The 17,452-nt window shown below is 48.4% G+C and carries 12 protein-coding genes; 10 read left to right on the top strand and 2 right to left on the bottom strand.

Annotated elements, in window-relative coordinates; all coding sequences use genetic code 11:
• Window positions 1–4: 4 nt before the first annotated feature.
• The 9 genes from IEV98_RS14755 (at window position 5) to IEV98_RS14715 (ending at window position 13,334) form a co-directional block, all read left to right on the top strand.
• Window positions 5–412, top strand: a complete 408-nt coding sequence (locus IEV98_RS14755) for a GPW/gp25 family protein (RefSeq protein ID WP_188506795.1) — start codon at window positions 5–7, stop codon at window positions 410–412.
• Window positions 409–3,543 (top strand): baseplate J/gp47 family protein, encoded by a 3,135-nt coding sequence (locus tag IEV98_RS14750; protein ID WP_188506794.1) that lies wholly within the window; start codon window positions 409–411, stop codon window positions 3,541–3,543. The genes IEV98_RS14755 and IEV98_RS14750 overlap by 4 nt, the downstream gene beginning before the upstream one ends.
• The gene (locus IEV98_RS14745) at window positions 3,540–4,310 is read left to right on the top strand and encodes a hypothetical protein (protein ID WP_188506793.1); all 771 of its coding nucleotides are present in this window, start codon (window positions 3,540–3,542) and stop codon (window positions 4,308–4,310) included. The genes IEV98_RS14750 and IEV98_RS14745 overlap by 4 nt, the downstream gene beginning before the upstream one ends.
• 7 nt (window positions 4,311–4,317) lie before the next feature.
• Window positions 4,318–5,769 carry a hypothetical protein gene (locus IEV98_RS14740; protein ID WP_188506792.1) on the top strand — a complete coding sequence of 484 codons (1,452 nt, stop codon included), beginning with the start codon at window positions 4,318–4,320 and terminating at the stop codon, window positions 5,767–5,769.
• On the top strand, window positions 5,766–8,516 hold the full coding sequence (locus IEV98_RS14735; protein WP_188506791.1) for a contractile injection system tape measure protein: 2,751 nt from the start codon (window positions 5,766–5,768) through the stop codon (window positions 8,514–8,516). The genes IEV98_RS14740 and IEV98_RS14735 overlap by 4 nt, the downstream gene beginning before the upstream one ends.
• 6 nt (window positions 8,517–8,522) lie before the next feature.
• Window positions 8,523–9,830 carry an ATP-binding protein gene (locus IEV98_RS14730; RefSeq protein WP_188506790.1) on the top strand — a complete coding sequence of 436 codons (1,308 nt, stop codon included), beginning with the start codon at window positions 8,523–8,525 and terminating at the stop codon, window positions 9,828–9,830.
• A gap of 9 nt (window positions 9,831–9,839) precedes the next feature.
• Window positions 9,840–11,132 (top strand): hypothetical protein, encoded by a 1,293-nt coding sequence (locus IEV98_RS14725; RefSeq protein ID WP_188506789.1) that lies wholly within the window; start codon window positions 9,840–9,842, stop codon window positions 11,130–11,132.
• Between the two features lie 130 nt (window positions 11,133–11,262).
• Window positions 11,263–12,114: a LamG-like jellyroll fold domain-containing protein gene (locus IEV98_RS14720; protein ID WP_188506788.1), complete on the top strand. Its 852-nt coding sequence runs from the start codon at window positions 11,263–11,265 to the stop codon at window positions 12,112–12,114.
• A gap of 5 nt (window positions 12,115–12,119) precedes the next feature.
• Complete coding sequence (locus IEV98_RS14715) at window positions 12,120–13,334, top strand: exo-beta-N-acetylmuramidase NamZ family protein (protein ID WP_307726860.1); 1,215 nt, start codon at window positions 12,120–12,122, stop codon at window positions 13,332–13,334.
• A gap of 19 nt (window positions 13,335–13,353) precedes the next feature.
• Here the strand turns inward: IEV98_RS14715 and IEV98_RS14710 are convergent, their stop codons facing one another.
• Window positions 13,354–13,860: a hypothetical protein gene (locus tag IEV98_RS14710; protein WP_188506786.1), complete on the bottom strand. Its 507-nt coding sequence runs from the start codon at window positions 13,858–13,860 to the stop codon at window positions 13,354–13,356.
• A gap of 53 nt (window positions 13,861–13,913) precedes the next feature.
• Entirely contained in the window at window positions 13,914–14,246 is a 333-nt protein-coding gene (locus IEV98_RS14705) for a hypothetical protein (protein WP_188506785.1), read from the bottom strand.
• Between the two features lie 329 nt (window positions 14,247–14,575).
• Here IEV98_RS14705 and IEV98_RS14700 point away from each other — a divergent pair.
• The coding region (locus tag IEV98_RS14700; RefSeq protein WP_194444873.1) for a choice-of-anchor Q domain-containing protein at window positions 14,576–17,452 on the top strand (2,877 nt) is incomplete at its 3' end.

Genomic DNA, 17,452 nt, shown 5'->3' with positions numbered 1-17,452 from the left:
TCATATGGAAGATAAAGCATATTTGGGTCGCGGATGGGCGTTTCCCCCGCAATTCGTAAAAGGGGAGGGCGCGGCTATGGTCAGTGAGGAGGAGGATATCAGGCAGAGCCTGCACATCCTTTTTTCCACATCTCCGGGCCAGCGGATATTCCGTTTCGATTATGGATGCCAAATCAACAAATGGACGTTCCATGAAATGAATCTTTCCACGCGTACGCTCATCGAAGACAGTATCCGACAGGCTATTCTTTATCACGAACCTCGGATAGCCGTAGAACAGTTAACGATTCGAACAAAAGATGAAGAAGAGGGGATATTGTTCATTCACTTGGAGTACCGCGTACAGCAAACGAATACACGTAGCAACATGGTCTACCCCTATTATTTTGCAGAAGGAACGATCGTACGATGAAAGACGGCTTGAGTCAGCAACAACGAATAGCCCGGTTGGCGGCTTTGCACCGCTTCAAACCGGTGTACCATGCTAGGGAAGTACTCCTGAAGCAGGTGTTGGCAATTGCAGGAGCCATTCGTTATCATAATGCAGACGATATACCAGATGGCTATTTTGATCAACTATTGGTTGATTTGGAGGGATTGCTATCGGTTGATCGTGGCGCGAATGGGATTCCCGAAGGGTACATGGAACCGGGACAAGCGCTATTGTATGCATTTTTGGAACAATTACATCGCCTCGCTGATGGGTTCAATGATAGGTGGCACGGGTTGGCCGATTGGTACGTAAGCGACGTGCTGCAGGTGGATAGCTTGCCACCGGTTGCCGACCGCGCCGTGATCACTTTCCAAAAAAAGGGCACGGATGTGGTTATCGTGCCAAGGGCGACGTCCATCACGGATGGAAATGCAAAATTCAACCAGCGCATACGTTATCGGCTCGTGGAAGACCTTACCATCTGTGATGTCCGGGTACACGCGGCCTATCTGTTATATTTTGAACGCCATCCAGAGGTGTTCCCCGCCAATATATTTGAAGCCGTTACGGCAATACGAAAAATGAACCTGCTGGAAAACCCCTCAGCTTCACGATTGATGTTTGGGACCGACTTTTATGCAGGACGGAGCGAACAGCAACCTATTGGTTTGCAAATTGCATCTCCGGGATTACTGCTGCGGGAGGGGAAACGCAATGTTACCCTATCATTTGTGACCGAAAAACTCCGCCTTGGCGGTTTCAGTCAGCTTCGCAAGGTGGTGATCGTATTGAAATCGCTACAGGCTACCCTGCCGTTCAATACCCCTTGGAAGGAAGCCAAGCTCATTGGCCTCCAAAAGGTATTCAACCAGCTGTTTTACCTGGAGATCAGTACCGCTGACGGCTGGACTGCCATCCCGAACTATTTTTTTTCCATCGGTGGGATGGACTCAGCCCTTGCGCTGAAGTTTGAGCTTTCTGAACAATTTGCCGCTACCGTGCCCTGTCGCAACGATTCGCATGGTATCGCTTCGGAATACCCCATGTTGAAAATCCTGATTAACCGCGACTCTTGGTTGTTTCCCTATGCATGGTTGCAACATTTGCTATTGACGAAGATCGTAATCGATGCCCGGGTGGAAGGGATTACGGACATTCTGTTTTACAATGATCTGGGTAGGGTAGACCTGTCTGCGCCCTTCGCACCGTTTGGCATCAACACCTCGCTCGGCGCATGGTTTACGGTAGGCAACTATGAAATGGCCAGTAAAAATACGGAGTCGTTAGACTTGTCTATCGAATGGCAGCAATTGCCGATCATCCCGGGGGGGCTCCAATCACATTATGCGCACTACGGAGCCGATATTGATAACCGATCTTTCGTAATACAACCGAGCTACCTCGCGGATTACAAGTGGCGGGATACACATCAACGCAAGCCGCTCTTTCTCTTTGCGACCGAGGACGAACTGCCATCGGGTGGACCTGAGCCGGCCGGAAAGCTTGTTGGAGAAAGCATGTTGCGGAACGTGAATGTAGCCAATATGCCTCCCATCAAGATCGATGAAGCTACCTATGACTATGGCTTCCGGTCTAAGGCGGGGTTTGTCAATTTCGAACTGAAAGGCCCCGATATCGGATTCGGGGAACACGTATACCGTGATTTATTTACCACCTCGCTCATCAAACAGGCGCTGCGGAAGAGACGTAAAATCAGTGTTAATTCACCGGTTAATCCATTGATTAAACGGATTTCGCTATCCTATACAGCCAGAGACGAGATAAACGTGTTGATTGATCCCTCACCGCAGGGAACTGCGCTTTATCATGTCCATCCGTTCGGTACGAAGAAAATCTATCCAACCCTTGAAAAAGCACCGCTTCCATTTGCGTATTCAACACCACATGATGCCAATTTACTGTTTGAGTTGGATGGAGCAAAGAGCCACGATGAATTTCAGTTTTATATCGAATTTATGCCCCAAAACCGGGAGGTGAGCCGCGAGGAAATACCCGTTGTCACATGGTATTGGGGTGATAGCTACCAGTGGCAAAAATTGCCGAGCGGTACCGTACTGAAAAATACGACCCGTAATTTTCTGACCAGTGGAATGATTAAATTCCGGTTGCCGGCAGTGCCGGAACAGGGCATACGCGATTGCAATGGGCGTATTTGGCTTTGTGCGGCCATCACGCAAAACGAACATGCCGTTTCCAGTATCAAACGTATTGTCATCAATTCGGTGGAGGTACAACGAGATCCCGCATATTTTCAGACAGCACTGCCAGATGGGTTCGTACTGGATGCAACCGAAGTCAAGCACCCGGGCATCGCCACCGTTGAGCAGATCACGCCATTTACCGGTGAGATTACGCAAGAGTCTGCACAAGCAAAGTTGCTACGCGTATCCGAATACAGCTCACATCGCGGGCGAGCCGTTACCCCACGGGATTTTGAACGAATGGTACTGCAACAGTTTCCTACTGTACGGAAGGTTAAGTGTTTGCCGGCTACCGACGTCAAGAAAAATCACGGACGAACAGCTACGACACCAGGTGTGGTCACCTTGGTTGTCGTACCACAAACAGATCCCGCGGCGACGCAGCCGTTTGCACGATGTTCGCCAGAACTTTTGTTGGATATCGAAGAATACCTCGGTCCGCGTGTATCGGCCTATGTGACGCGTATAGATGCGATCAATCCGATTTGCGAAGAAGTGATGGTTCGGTGTCAGGTGGTATTATTCGATCACGCTGCTGACGATAATTTCCAGTTGCTTGCGACTAATGTGATCAACCATTGCATTGCGCCGTGGCGTGGCACCGATGAGGCGCCGATATTGGGCTACACGTTTACGTTGCAACAACTTCAAGACGAGTTGAGTGTATTGCCACAAATCAAGGATATCCAACAGTTGGAGGTTATACAATTGATTAACGGAGATAAGACACGCTATATACTCAAAAGCGAAGTAAATCTGCAGGAGTCCATAGCACCCACCCGACAACACGCGGTGATGGTGCCCGCTTCCTATCATGTGGTTTCATCCACATTGGATCGCCAATTTGGCATCAATGAAATGAGCATCGACGAAAACTTTGTATTATGAGGAGAAACCGGGATACGCTGAAAGAATATTTCAAAAACGGTAGCAGGCCTACGGAGTCGGCGTTTCGTGACCTGATCGATTCGACACTGAATACCCTTGACGACGGCTTTTCAAGTTCACCTCAGATCGGCATTGGTTTAGCCCCGCAAACTGAAAAAGGTGTTGTTATTTCTACCTTTCTGAAACCCGGAGATATCCATCCGATTTGGGAAATCGCACTAAACAGTTCGAATAAAGATCTAGTTATCCGGCGTCGCGATGGTGACACATCTCCCGAACCTGCGATCACAATCAAATACGACGACGATAAGCAGATCGGCCAACATGGTGGCGATGTGGTGGTTAACGGATTGGTGCACAGCATTGGTAGAAAAGGCGCATTCGCTAACGGACGGGTACCGGCCGACGGTAAATGGCACGATTTGCTCGATGAAAAGCAAGTTCAGCATGAAGGCTGCTGGATGTTTGAGGTCGCAGCGGGTTGTGGCCACCACAACAAGGGCCGTTACGCGTTGCTATCTGCACTTGCCATGCACTGCTTCGGTAGCAAAAGGCGCATCCGACGCACAAGATCATATTATGGTTTGTTCGGCAACCGCATATGCATTCGATGGCAGAAAGTAAAAGGTACGTTTTCCTGCCGGCTGCAATTGAAGACCCTTTTCAAATACGACGAGGGAGTGATGATCGAATACCATATCAGCAGTCTATGGGATAATCCGAAAATGTGGCATCCGTTTTCCATGGTTAATCAACATCAAAAATGACGGCATCATGGTGTTAAGAAGAAGGGATAGGGCGGCAAGTACCTATAGCCGTTTGAATACGGAAACTTTGCAATTGGTGCAGCGGCTCAGTGGTAAACGATGGACCGATTATAATGCCCATGATCCCGGTGTGACATTGATGGAGGTTGTTTGCTACGGGTTGTTGGATTTACATTATAAATTTGATTTCGACTTCAGCAGTTACCTGGTCGATCCATCCACCCGAAAGCCATCCCTCGATCAATTGGGGTTTTTGCCGGCGGACCAGGTATTTTCGCCGACCGTGTTGACCACAGGAGATTACGAAATGCTCCTGAAAAGCCACATCCAGGGTATCCGGGATTGCGAAGTGCAGCTGGACAACGGCTATTATTCCATCCGTGTGGTACTGGATGACCTCAGCAGTGCTAAACAGGTACGTACGGAAATTTTCCGGCTTTATCATCGCCACCGTAACCTCGGCGAACAACTCAATAAAATCAGATTCGACGATGTATCAGATAAGCGTGCACCTGCAAGCGGTTTGCCGGATGATATCCAAATAGCACGAGTCTTTCGAGATCGCGAACCGGCTCCTCCATTTACCCCGGAATATCGGCCTATTCGGTATAATCTGCCTGATTGCTATGGTGTGAACGATCGCGGGGCACCTGCTGGTATATCGCCGCAACGGCATGCACAACTGATGCAACTCAGTGCTTATTTGATGCTTTTTGATCAGATGCTTTCACTAACGCAGCAGCAGGTTGCACAAATGGGTGTTTTGCTGGGCTTGTCGGCAGACCTACCAAAGCCGTTCTCGCCGAGGGAAATCAAAGATCCTGAGCGGCTGCTGGACCACGCAAAAATGCAGTCAGAGACGCTTTTGGACCACTTGGTGATGCATCAAACGAAGGCTGCTTATTTCGATGTGCTTGACGTCGTGTATGGCGAAAATACCCAACCATTGCCAGCATCGCATACAATCAAGCCGGATGCCGCTGCCAACACGCAGCGCGCTAATCTTCTTGAGCATTTGGTCGATTTTAATAGGGTAAGAAACAAAGCGATGGATATCACCGATACGACCCTGAGGAGTATCCCAACCGTTAAGCAGCTAATTAGTGCACTGCTGGGAAACCTGGAACACCACGAGGCAGCGAAGAAAGGGAGACTCCATGAAACGTTCTATATTGTAGAAGATATTTTGCTGCTTGATGCTGCCGGAAGACCTCCTAAGCACCATCAACAACTTACGGTTGTCCTTGATGAGCAAATTGGCCTGCGCTTCGGAAAATCGGTAATTACCGATCTGTTTACGGCGCGCCTTCCAGCCCACCTCCTAGTGCATTACCGTTGGGCAGCATCCCCTCGGATAGCGCAATTTGAATCCGAATACTTCAATTGGAAAAAGGCCTGGGCAGCGCGAAACCTTTCGGCCGTTATTGCTCATTCATCCAAGTTGCGTGAACTGCTATGAACCAAATAGCTGAGTTATACCATCTGTTTGATACGCAAGACGAATCGTTTGCGCATAAGCTGTATGGCCGTTGGGACACGTTCTTTGAAATGCACGTACTGCCGATTATGGAATCCGTTATCGATGCGCATGAGCAAAGCGGGATGACCATTCATCTAAAACGGCTGGAAGTCGATCTGGGAGTGATCAATCCGGATCGGTTCGATGAAGACTTTCCTGTCCGCCTGCGTGAACGGCTCGAAGAAGCGTTGCGCGATGTCCTCGCTGCCGATGCTCCGGAAGTAAGCTATCAACGACTGACTGCCGAGGCCGATGATCTGGAGGTGTTGTGCCACCTCTTGCTTCATGGCAGCTTACCCTGGCATGCGAGGGGCAGCCAACGGTCGTTGAAATCGCTCTATACAGATGTGTTAAAAACATACGCTCGGCAATTCAAACGTTTTCTCCAACGATATGGTCATTTCACTTCCCTTCAGGAGCGGTTGGCATTTCAGCTCCGCGATGAAGAAATCGTCCAGACTATACGTTTATTGGTGCCGGCAGATAGTGCGTTTATCTGTACCTATGCCCACCTGGTGATTACCAAATACCGGTTAATTGAAAGGCCTGATACCAAGCAATCCGACTACAGGCGTGCCGTTTGGCGCATCGTGCTGGGGTATCTGCTCACCGATAGAGGTTCGTATTTTGACCGTAAAGCTTTCTTAAAGCATACCATTGGTGGACTAGCGGCTAAGTATAATGTTAACTATCAGACACTGGTTCAATTGGTCACTACGCAGTTGGATCACTACCTTTCCCGACAACATAAATCCATTGAGTTGCTGCTCATTCTTCGTGAACTGAAAGCGGAGTCGATGTCTTCTCAGGGCATCAGCCCCAGGCAGCAGCTGTTAACGAACCTATCCAGTGCCGAGCGCAGCCGAGTGTTCCTCAGGTCGCTCAGCGAAGATGCCATCCATCGGATCGTCTACCTTATTTTTCCGATAGAAGGTGATTTTGTTGTCGCCTATGCCAAAACGTTGACGCATGCGCATCGTTACGGACACCTCCAAGGGCGTGTTGGTTCAGATTTTCAACAAGTCAAATGGCAATTTATCTTCCCAATACTACTCGACGATAAAGGCACCGGCTTTAACCGTAGACATTTCATAAAAGCGGTCCTAATCGCTATTGCGGCGCATTATAATCTCCAATGGCAGGAAATTCTGACCTACCTTTACGGCGTCCTGGACCAACTGCACGTGCCGAACTCGCTACGTATCGCCCTGGATACATTACAGGCAGAGACCCATGCCAAACCACCACCCGCTGAGGCCGCCCGTGCTGAGGCAGTCACTTGGTTGGCCGAGCTCATGCGCCAATACGCGGCAACGCGCGAACTTCGTGCCGATGCCGTAAGCGAACTCAAGGTTATATTGGCAAATCGTGACAAACGACAGTCACTGTTGGACCGCCTGACAGAAGAGCAGGATAGTGTTTTGTTGCGCTTGCTATATCCATCAGCGGCAACCTACGTGATTGCCTGTGCCCAGGCGTTAGATCATCATCATGAAAAAGCCGGGCTTTTGCAGGGAAAGGCAGGTGGGGAGTTCCGGAGGCTGAAATGGGGATTCATTTTTGCTGTATTGATCGAACAAGCAGATTCGGCGTTTAACCGTGAACAATTCACTTATGCTATCCTGCATCGAATCGCTGCACATTATAATCTGTACACAGCTGAGTTGTTGGAATATCTTTATGGTGCGCTGGCTGGCTCGTCGAATGAATTGCTTCGCCCGCTCGCCGATATCATCCACCGCCTTTATGATCGGGAGCAGTTGAAAAAGCGGAAGGTACCGCTGATTGCCACAGGAAAGATACCAGCAGAAGTATCCGTTGTTGAGGAATGGCTGAAGTGGTTTAAGCAAGCCTTTCGAGCACTTTGGCGTGTGGATTTCAACGATGAAGAATTGTTGCGCAGCCAATGGTCCGCTTTACCTGAAGGGCACCCTAGTAGGCGGGACCACATGCAGCTGCTGCGCTGGTTGTGGCTATTCTCTATCCGTAAGCTCACCGAAACGGAACTTGCCCAATTGCAACATTATCATATCCGTCTCCGACGCATGGCTCCTACATTTATGAAGCCGCTCATTTACGCATTTGCTAATACAAAAAAGCAGTTGGCTTTTTCTTGGCGTGAAAGCGAAATCGAGCCGGCCCCTCCTGAGCGACCTAAACGGGAATCGGAGCGTCCGCTTAGCGAACCATTGTTCGACCTGCATGGCGCAGGCCTTGTATTGCTCTCGCCTTTTCTGCCACGATTGGTGAATATGCTGGAGCTGGTTGTAGCCAATCGATTTGCCAGTCACGAATCCGCATTGCGGGCCGTTTTTGTGCTGCAATACCTTGCTACTGGCAATGCGGAGGCGGAGGAGCACGAGCTACCATTGATGAAACTGCTGGCCGGTCTTCCGGTTACTACGGCGGTACCGATGGCCATTGAGCTAAATGATGCAGAAATAGCGACAATCGATTCACTCATCAATGGCGCATTGGGCCACTGGGAGAAAATGAAGCATACCACACCTGCCGGGTTTCGAGAAGCATTTCTGTGTAGGCGTGGAAAGCTCGTGGAAACCGCAGAGACCTATGAACTCACGGTTGAAGAACAAACCTATGATGTACTGATCGATTCGGTACCTTGGCAATTTCGGAACATTCGCTACCCATGGATGGCGAAACCCATGATCGTACACTGGAGATAAGTGAAAATGAACGCTCAAATACATTACTTCCAAACATTGCTGCATGCAGCGTTTGCGCTTTACTTTAAACAGGACAGTGACTACACGGCTTTGGAGGACGTTCCCATTCCGGAAGATGACCAATTTTCGGATCTGGTGGGTTGTGATTTACGGTGGGAAGAACAGGTGGTTCTGTTGTTAGCCATCATGCCCCATATTTATCCTCAGGCACTTGATTTGTTTTTTATCCAGAATAAACAGCTTGACCGACCTTACACCGAGTTTGGTGGTTGGCGGGGAAGTACGCATAGTGGCTTTCTGCCCACAGGTGACACTGCCGCCTTTATACTTGCCATTGCGCGTGCCGACGGTAGGCAGCTTGCTGTACGCTTGCTAAGCCGCGAACATTGGTTTTACCGGCGTAACATCCTTCGACTGGAGGCGGGGAGCAGCGATGAGCCATTGCTGAGTGGCCGTCTTTGCCTTTCTGAAGAATTTCTTGCCAGACTTCTTGGCAACGATCATTACCATCCGGATTATAGTGTGGATTTTCCGGCCAAACGCATTACCACGCTGTTAACATGGGATGATCTCGTACTACCCCATTACCTTAGTGATGAGCTGGATGATATTTCGTGTTGGATTGCAGAAGGGGACCAGATTAGGCAGCAGTGGGGGTTGGAGCGGGTCATTAAGCCCGGGCTCCGCTGCCTGTTCTATGGCCCCCCCGGCACGGGGAAAACACTCACGGCGACGCTGCTTGGTAAACAGCACCATCTTGACGTATACCGGGTTGATCTCTCCATGACCGTTTCAAAATATATCGGTGAAACCGAAAAGAACCTGGCCAAAGTATTCGATCGGGCCGCCCATCAGCGATGGATTCTATTCTTCGATGAGGCTGATGCGCTTTTTGGCAAGCGATCGGAAACCAATAGTGCCAACGATCGCCACGCCAATCAGGAAGTTGCCTATTTGCTGCAACGCATTGAGGATTTTCCTGGTACAGTCATTTTAGCTTCTAACTTGAAAGACCATATCGATGAGGCTTTTTTTCGCCGTTTTCAGACTGTGCTTTATTTTCCGATGCCGGATCAAGCCATGCGGTTACGGTTGTGGGAAAGTATGGTGCCATCGGTATGGAGTGATGCGGAAACGGCCAAATTACTGCGGTTGGCCGCATCGATAGACCTATCGGGAGGCAGCATTGCAAACGTCGTGCAGCGATGCGCCATCAAACTGCATGGGGCGGATAAACCTCAACTCACCGAGGAAATACTGCGGTATGGGCTGCGGGCTGAGCAGGAGAAACATAGCAAATTGGTCTTACAATAATATTTGGTTATGAAGACACGCGTAATTAGCCTATCTTTCCTTTTGATGCTCATCTGCTCAGCGGCATGGTCGCAGATTAATTATGACGATGAGTTTCCAAAATATTACTTGGAAACAGAGGATACTTTTGAGCGGCTCAAGGAACTTCCCAGGGATACCATCCGCGACACGATCTTTGTGAGTCGATTCGATCCCTTTTTTAAGCAGATGCTCGGAGACACGGTTTCACTTTCATCATTGCTGCAGCAATTTGACTATTACAATGCGTTGATGGATTCGCTGGGCAAGATTGATGACATCACCGCACAGGTATACTACAATTACCTGCTTCCTTTTGATTCCATACATCGGCTCTCTCCCGAGTTCGCCATGCGGGAGGTCTATTTAGATGAAACCGGCACCGCCAATAGGCTAAGCTACAGGTGTCCAAACGAAGGCGGACAGTGTACACCCGAATTCTTGCTCCGTATTGATGAACAGGATGCTGACTACCATTTTGTGAGAGACACCATCCGGATGAAGCGAGCGATTTCCGCCCTTTTTTCATCGATGGCCGCGTACGATAGCGTGAAACGGATCCACTTGTTTTTTCCCGATTATCGTTTTCAAGACAAGCGACAATTTGTGCAGTTTGTTAAGACAGTCCGACTGACGATGGATGCAAGTAAGGATTTCAAATTCGGACAGACCGAGCTCAATGTAATTATCGTTAAACAAGATTCTACCGCAAGCCACGAAGATCTCCTGTATGCATTAAGTATAGAAGGGAGTTCGCTGACGCTTTTAGAAAAGAATAACGCAACCGATGATTTTGTACTACTCGGTAAGCGGTTGATACGTGCTGATATGACGCCGGGCTTTTTTGACCAATTGAAAAGCCACTATTATATCGCCAGATATTATCCCGGAAGCTGGGACGCCATGACTGCCAATATGACGTCGTTTAGCGTAGCAGACGTTAGCAAGTTGTTGTGGGTGGATTATCAGGAAAACTATTGGGAGATTTATTTTTATATTTTCATCGGCGTATTAGTGGCGCTCGTCACCGTGTCCATCTTCTATTTTTTCAACGTATCATTCTCTATGTTTGTCAACAACAACATGGAGAGCGTGCTACTCATTTGTACGGTATTGCTATTGGAAGTGCTGGCGCTGGTCATCAACATGTTTCAGTACATGTGCGTGGAGGATACTTTTACGCTTTTTGCTAAGAATCCGGTATTGATATTTGCATTCCCACTCATTGTCGTCCTCGTAGTTCCGATGTTACGGGCACTCGCCGTAAAGCGCCGCATACCCTAACGGAATATCGAGAGGTAACGAATAAAGCGGGGCAACGTTTGTAAAACCGACGGCTAAGTTGTAATTTGCGGGGCACGGCTTTTTACTTTTTTGCGTAACTATAAATTGCTTGACAATATAGAATCATCATATGATCCCGCTCATCATCTTTTGCCTTTGGGGCACCGTAACTACCGAAATCGACACGCCCATTGTTAAAAAGGGATTGATTGTGGACCTGAATGCTGATAGCGGTGTGGTTGCTGGTCCGGACAATCGGGTCGAAAAATGGATAAACCAGGTAGATACCTTCTCCGTTGGTTCATTTGAGAAGACAGACGGCGGGCGGAAAATAAAGGGGTCAGGAATGCCACGCCTAAAAACAGGTGTTCATGAATTAAATGGCCATAATACCATTGTTTTTAATAAGCAGGAATTATTGGCAGCAGAGGAAGATGCATTTGACCATCTGATTACCGGTAGTGGATATACGTGGTTTTGTGTCATAAAGGCAGGTAAGCAGTCAGGTGAGCTGAAAGATGTGAATTCGTTTTTTGGCAACTTACGAAACGGGGGGAATTACGAAGGATTCTGGGGAGGTTTCGCTGATAATAATCAGGTTTGGATGGGTAGCAGAAGCGGCAAAACGTTCGGGCGCTGGGATGCCAATAATCCGATGGTGCTAAGCAATGAGCAGCTCAACCAGCAGGATTATTATCTGCTGATGGGGCATATGGAAGCTGGGACCGGGCAGGTTACCCTCTCGCTGTATATCAATGACCCCAAAACACCTGTTGCAAGCCTGCCGTTTCCCGTAAATACGTTGGCAAACGCCTCAAAGCTAGCCATTGGTCAAGAACGGGATGCGATTGAACATCCCGGCACCGAGTCATTCGTCGGCGAAATTGCGAGGTTTCTCCTGTATGACAGACCGCTTACTCAAAGCGAGTTAAACCTAGTAGCCGGAAAGCTGACAGCATACTATTCCTTAGCACAACCATGATACAAATGACGAACACATTACTTGTTATGCTGATTATGCTGTCCTCCTGTATGGGGGAGCGCGGAAAGTCAGGTGAAACTAAGGCACTCGACAACAATCGCGTTATTACCGGTGCTGATCAAATCGAAGCCTACGTTCCGTACTTGGAAGGCAAGCGGGTAGGTATGGTTATTAACCAGACTTCCATCATCGGCGATAAATTGAGCGTGGATAGCTTACTTACATTGGGGGTCGATATAAAGACGATTTTCGGTCCCGAGCATGGCTTTCGTCAAGATGCAAGTAATGGTGCGGCGGTGGGCGATGAGATCGATCCGAAAACAGGGATAGCTATTGTATCGCTGTACGGTAAGAATCGAAAACCCTCAAAAGCGCAGATGGACTCGTTAGACATCGTCATCTTCGATGTCCAAGATGTGGGTTGCCGATTTTATACCTATATCAATACCCTGGCAGAAATCATGGAAACCTGTGCAGCATATGATAAGAAATTGCTTATTCTGGATCGCCCCAATCCCAATGGATTTGTCGATGGCCCAATACTGGATATGCGATTTAAATCGGGTATCGGAAAGTTCCCGATACCCATTACGCACGGAATGACCATTGGTGAATTTGCCCATATGCTTAATGGTGAAGGATGGTTGACCGATGGCGTTCAATGTGATATTAAGGTTATTCCGGTAAAGAACTATAGCCATGACCTATATTACGAACTGCCTGTAAGCCCGTCGCCAAATCTCAACTCGCAAGCCTCCATCATCTTGTATCCTTCGCTATGCTTGTTTGAAGGCACGATTATCAGCCAAGGGAGGGGTACTTACATGCCCTTTACGGTGCTTGGGGCACCGGAGTTGAAAGGACAATACGAATTTTCGTTTAATCCGGTGAGCTTACCGGGGATGTCTGAGACACCTTTACACCAGGATAACGTTTGCTACGGCGTGGACCTGAGGAAATATGATATTGAAGCGCTACATAAATCGGGAAAGGTTAATCTGCAGTGGATGATAGAATTTTACGAAGCGTTTCCAGAGAAAGAACGCTTTTTCGACTCCTCGCAGAGCAAAGCGATGGGAAGGATTGAGGCATTGATTGGAAATGATGTGTTTAAAAAGCAGATTATGGATGGAGTGAGTGAAACGGAAATCAGGGAATCCTGGGAACCGGGCTTGAGCCATTACAAGGAAATGCGTAAGCAATATTTACTATATCCCTAGTGAGGAGAGCGGGGGTATTCTATTCAAACTTCCCGCAACCCGCGTAAGTTGTGTTTTTGTAGCTGAATACAATTTCATGTGTCGGATTTTCTTCCTCGGTGATGTCTATCAAACATCCGCCACTATTAGATTTCCGGATGGTGCCGAATATTTTATCCGCTTTAAACGAGAAACTTTCGCTGTGTTTCGCTTTTTGAGAAAAGGTTAAGACACCTATTTCCGTATCATTGATGCAATGCAATTCGTAACGATTATTTATGATCTTGAGACTCCAAAACGGCTCGCTACCCTCAAAAAAGCCTTTCGTGGTCAATGTATCCGTTAACTGTTTTTGTTTCGATCGCAACCGTTTGATAAGAAAATCAAGTGGCGACAGGTGAGCAAGGTCATTGTGCAGCCGCTCATCAACAGGTTTATTCTGAAATTCTGAAACAGAGCTTTTGTTCTCAGGTGTTGAGATGCCGCAGAGGCAGGTTGGCGAAAACAATGTTACAAACCAAAAAAAGACTTTACTAAATACTGTCATACCTATCATTTAGCCCATTTCATTGGCTGATTACATGCGAAATCAGTAGTTCATTAAAGCGCGTCTTTTTCGTATCCGCCCATGCAATCCAAACAGGCGTTAGCATACGAATCATATTCGTCGTAAGCGGCACCTGGCTTCCCAAACAACGTTATTATTCGATCCACCCTTATTTTAGCCCCGGTATCAAGCGTGATAAACAGGCCTTTCTGTTTTTCTTCTTTCATGAAGGCAACGCTGCCTTTTGCCTCGCAAATCCCTTCGCTACGGCAGAAATAGAAAATCTTACCCGTAGTCCTTTTGTTCATCTCTTCATCAATAACCTCTCGATATTCCCAAGCTACCGGTAGATACGAAGTGTTTTCTGATTCGATTTTTAGGTTCATAATACATTAATTTATTTCCAGCCCTCGATGATTAATGAGCAGAAGAAATGACATCCTAACCTGATACGAAGATAAAAAAACGAACCGTATTTTTCTTTTTTGAAGATCATATCAATAGCCAGGAAATGGAATTCTGGACGGTCTGGATTTGGGCTGCATCTATTAATCTGTAGATAGTTTGTATATAACGTTCTGAACCTTGTAGATAGGACGTATATGTGCGATGCTATGCTACGAATCTCCAGCGTTGTAATTTTGCAGCTGATATCTACCGGTATAAAATCACAAAAAATTCAATTTGTTTTTTTGACAGGGATGAGGGCAGCATCATGCAGCGTATCGTATTGACATTCTTTTTTACCTGGCTGTTGTCAAGCACGCTCGTGCTGGGCCAGACCATCATATATGTTTCACCGGATGGCACAGGTGATGGCTCCTCATGGGCAAATGCTTCCAGTATTGAGCATGCCGTAACAACGGCTGCGTATAACTCAGAATTAAGATTGCGCGGTGGAACGTACCCCATCACAACCACTTTATCCATTACCCAACAGCTAATCATCAACGGTGGATATACCGGCGTAGGAGCAAATCGAAATATAACTGCCAACCCTTCGGTGTTGGATGGTGGTGGCAGTATCCAAATCATGGAGATCGACGCTGCAGGAGTTGAAATCGATGGGTTGACTTTTTTGGAGGGCTTTGCCGCAACGGGAGTTGATGTTAATGATGGCTCAGGCGGGGGTGCGATCTATGTCAGGAGCAACAATTTAGCGATAACCAATTCCATTTTTAGGAATAACGTTTCCGCTCACCGGATCGGATCGGGCGCTATATACCTATGGTCGTGCGACGATATTCGGATAGCGGATTGCTTATTCGAAAACAACAGGGTAGTTGAAAATGTGAGCTCATCTGGAAATATGGGCGGTGGTGCGATCCATATCCGATTCGGAAACAATACGCGGATAGTCAATACAACTTTTAGGAATAATGATTCGAAATATACAGGTGGAGCCGTACACAACTGGGGGGAGGGGACTCGTTTTGAGAATTGTATTTTTGAGGATAATGAGAGCGAGGAAAATGGTGGCGGCTTATACATACGAAGTGATCTTACCAATATTCATAACTGTAGGTTTGCAGGCAACCGGGCAGTAAATGGCGGTGGTTTGGCTACCAATTTCGGAGGAATCGAAATTGTCACCACAAGCTTTGAAGGAAATAGCAGTCAAGAGAAAGGTGGCGCTATTTATAATCACCGCTTCGCGGAACCGTCCACGATAGCGCGAGCAACGTTCAACGAAAATACCGCTGATCAGGGTGGCGCGATATATAATTATAGCGAAGAGGGGCTAAGGGTGGTCAGTTCGCTGTTTGTTGCCAATCAGGCAACGGATAGGGGTGGCGCGATTTTCAATAATAGGTTTATTGAAATTACGAATACTACTTTGGTGAGGAACACCAATACTGCATTGATTATGTCCGAAGCCGCGCAGTCTGAATATAATCACTGTGTAACCCATATTTTCAACTCGATTTTTTACCTGAATACGGCAAAACCTGGCGGATACCGCGCGGATATCCATTCCGAAGATTTGAGTAGGGATTTAAGCACGCAGGATGTCCGTCAAAATATTCTACAACAGTATATCGCTTCAGCTAATCAGTTGGGTGTTAATCCTTTGTTTGTTGACAACACCAATGATTTTAGGCTACAAACCGGCAGTCCCGCAATTGATGCGGGTAGGGTTGTATTATTTAATGGTATTTCGGGTACCCCTGCTGCGTCGTCCTCAGATTTGGATGGGAATGCGCGGGCTCAAGGACTGAATATTGATATGGGGGTGTATGAAATAGACCCATCCACGATTGTTCTTCCAACATGTCCTGCGATTATCGCACCGGCCAATGGTGCCATAGATGTTGCGCTCGACGCGGAAATTACGTGGAGCGCAGTCGCCAATGCAACCGCGTATCGGATTTATATTGGTACCAATTCAGAAGGAGTTGACATTTTGGACGGTGAGGAAGTGACCGGCACGGCATACAACCACGCGACCGACTGGGAAGAAAACACGACCTACTATGTTACCGTGGTGCCATACAATGCCGCCGGGGAAGCAGACGGCTGCGCGGAGATCAGCTTTACCACCACCACGCTTTTGGTTGCACCGGAATGCACCACGATTACCGGTCCGGAAGATGGAGCCACGGATATGGGGCTGGGAGCGGGGATTACCTGGACGCCGGCTGATGGCGCTGATGGCTACCGCATCTCCATCGGCACTTCGGCCGGAGGTGCGAATATCGTTGACAATGAAGAAGTAAACGGTACGACATACAACCACGCGACCGGCTGGGAAGAAAACACGACCTACTACGTTACCGTCATTCCGTATAATGCCGCCGGGGAAGCAGACGGCTGCGCGGAGATCAGCTTTACCACCACCACGCTTTTGGTTGCACCGGAATGCACGACGATTACCGGTCCGGAAGACGGAACCACGGAAGTGGGGCTGGGAGCGGGGATTACCTGGACGGCGGCTGATGGCGCTGATGGCTACCGCATCTCCATCGGCACTTCGGACGGAGGTGCGGATATCGTTGACGGTGAAGAAGTAAACGGTACGACATACAACCACGCGACCGACTGGGAAGAAAACACGACCTACTACGTTACCGTCATCCCGTATAATGCCGCCGGTGAAGCAGATGGCTGCGCGGAGATCAGCTTTACCACCACCACGCTTTTGGTTGCACCGGAATGCACGACGATTACCGGTCCGGAAGACGGAACCACGGAAGTGGGGCTGGGAGCGGGGATTACCTGGACGGCGGCTGATGGCGCTGATGGCTACCGCATCTCCATCGGCACTTCGGACGGAGGTGCGGATATCGTTGACGGTGAAGAAGTAAACGGTACGACATACAACCACGCGACCGACTGGGAAGAAAACACGACCTACTACGTTACCGTCATCCCGTATAATGCCGCCGGGGAAGCAGACGGCTGCACAGAAATCAGCTTCACCACCACTACGCTTTTAGTTGCACCGGAATGCACGACGATTACCGGTCCGGAAGACAGAGCCACGGATGCGGGGCTGGGAGCGGGGATTACCTGGACGGCCGCGGATGGCGCCGATGGCTATCGCATTTCCATCGGTACCACCGCCGGAGGTACGAATATCGTTGAAAATGAA

It is taken from the genome of Parapedobacter pyrenivorans, assembly GCF_014636865.1.
GTDB classification, from domain to species: Bacteria; Bacteroidota; Bacteroidia; order Sphingobacteriales; family Sphingobacteriaceae; genus Parapedobacter; species Parapedobacter pyrenivorans.
The sequence above is the reverse complement of the archived record's forward strand: the minus strand, read 5'-3'. Positions and strand labels throughout refer to the sequence as shown.

Excerpts from the sequence above, each read along its gene's own strand:
- IEV98_RS14755 (WP_188506795.1), top strand. The coding sequence starts at position 5 with ATGGAAGATAAAGCATATTTGGGTCGCGGATGGGCGTTTCCCCCGCAA.
- IEV98_RS14750 (WP_188506794.1), top strand. The coding sequence starts at position 409 with ATGAAAGACGGCTTGAGTCAGCAACAACGAATAGCCCGGTTGGCGGCT.
- IEV98_RS14745 (WP_188506793.1), top strand. The coding sequence starts at position 3,540 with ATGAGGAGAAACCGGGATACGCTGAAAGAATATTTCAAAAACGGTAGC.
- IEV98_RS14740 (WP_188506792.1), top strand. The coding sequence starts at position 4,318 with ATGGTGTTAAGAAGAAGGGATAGGGCGGCAAGTACCTATAGCCGTTTG.
- IEV98_RS14735 (WP_188506791.1), top strand. The coding sequence starts at position 5,766 with ATGAACCAAATAGCTGAGTTATACCATCTGTTTGATACGCAAGACGAA.
- IEV98_RS14730 (WP_188506790.1), top strand. The coding sequence starts at position 8,523 with ATGAACGCTCAAATACATTACTTCCAAACATTGCTGCATGCAGCGTTT.
- IEV98_RS14725 (WP_188506789.1), top strand. The coding sequence starts at position 9,840 with ATGAAGACACGCGTAATTAGCCTATCTTTCCTTTTGATGCTCATCTGC.
- IEV98_RS14720 (WP_188506788.1), top strand. The coding sequence starts at position 11,263 with ATGATCCCGCTCATCATCTTTTGCCTTTGGGGCACCGTAACTACCGAA.
- IEV98_RS14715 (WP_307726860.1), top strand. The coding sequence starts at position 12,120 with ATGACGAACACATTACTTGTTATGCTGATTATGCTGTCCTCCTGTATG.
- IEV98_RS14710 (WP_188506786.1), bottom strand. The coding sequence starts at position 13,860 with ATGACAGTATTTAGTAAAGTCTTTTTTTGGTTTGTAACATTGTTTTCG.
- IEV98_RS14705 (WP_188506785.1), bottom strand. The coding sequence starts at position 14,246 with ATGAACCTAAAAATCGAATCAGAAAACACTTCGTATCTACCGGTAGCT.